At 65.9% G+C, this 1433-nt stretch carries 1 protein-coding gene; it reads right to left on the bottom strand.

The window, feature by feature from the left end:
- Positions 1-19 precede the first annotated feature (19 nt).
- Entirely contained in the window at positions 20-1336 is a 1317-nt protein-coding gene (gene ltrA / locus AC559T_RS12770) for a group II intron reverse transcriptase/maturase (protein ID WP_498868840.1), read from the bottom strand.
- Positions 1337-1433: the final 97 nt, after the last annotated feature.

Raw genomic sequence — 1433 nt, 5'->3', positions numbered from 1 at the left:
AGGTTCTCCCTCACACGGCTTACCGACGCCGTTCACCGCCGGCATTCGGTTTCTCCCGCCAGGTCTTCCCAGCCCTGGGTGAAACAGTGATCCCATACAGGCCGATCAGTCCGAGGTCAACCGGCCGCGAGCGCGAGAGCACCCACCAGCCGAACCCCATGCTGCGTTTATGACGGGCCCGTACAAACCGGACCAGTCGCTCCTGCGCGAACCTCCTGATCGCGCCGAGGCGCCGGGCAGAATGCCCGAAGCGGAAGTAGCCGGCCCAACCACGCAGGAACGCGTTGAGCCGTTCCACGATCACCTGCGGCGGTAACAACAGCCGCGACCGGTCGGTAATCTCCCGAATCCGGTCACGGGCATGCCGCATCGCCCTGTCCGAAGGCCAGCGAGCGAGGAACGTCACCTTTCGCCTGCCGCGGTCTCCTCGGGACCGCACGAGCCGGTGGTGAAAGCCCAGAAAATCAAAGCCCCCTCCACCAGGCTGAAGGCAGACGATACGGGTCTTGGCCGCCTTGGGCTCCAAGCCCAGGTCAGCCAGCAACCGGGTCAGGCACTCCAGCGCCCGCTCCGCCTGGCTTTGCGACCAGCACATCACGACCAGGTCGTCGGCAAAACGTACCAGCGCCCCGTCACCCTCATCCCACGACCGATCCAGCCGGTGCAGGTAGACATTACAGAGTAACGGCGACAAAGGACCCCCTTGCGGGACCCCACTGACCTTCCGCCGGACCTCGCCGTCCCGCATCACACCAGCACGCAGGATCCCGCGCACCAGCCTGAGCAGGCCCTGGTCACAGACCCGTTCCTCGACCGCCCGCATCAACCCATCCAACGGGATCGCCGTAAAGCAGTCGGCGATATCCGTCTCCACCACCCACCGCCTGCCCCGCGCGGCCTCGTCCACGAGGACCCGCAGGGCGTCGTGCGCCGAACGCCGTGGGCGGAACCCGAACGAACATTCGGCCATATCAGCCTCGAAGACCGGCTCGAGCACGATCCTCGTAGCTGTCTGCACGATGCGGTCACGAACAGCGGGAATCGACAGCGGCCTGAACCCGCCCTTCACCCCAGATTTCGGGATCAGGACCCGCCGCAGCGGTAGCGGCCGATACGTTCCTTCCCGCAGCTCGGCGGCCAACTCATCCAGGAGCAGGGAAACCCCGTACTCCTCGACCTGGACCACCGTGGTGTGGTCGACGCCAGATGCCCCCTTGTTGGCGCGCACCTGAACCCACGCGCGCTCCAAGACGTCCCTACGGTGGACCTTGTCCGAGAGCGCATGGAACCTCCGTCCGGGATCGGCCTTGGCCGTCCGGTAAAGCGTGTGCTGCAAGGCACGGACCGAATCCCCACGGGATCCACCAGCGGCGGGACTAGCAACCATGGCACTCACCGGGCCCCTCCTTTCCAACTGCACGCATCGACGAAGC

The sequence above is a fragment of the Frankia sp. Hr75.2 genome (assembly GCF_949319125.1).
Classification (GTDB): domain Bacteria; phylum Actinomycetota; class Actinomycetes; order Frankiales; family Frankiaceae; genus Parafrankia; species Parafrankia soli.
This window is presented reverse-complemented; position numbering and strand designations above follow the sequence as displayed.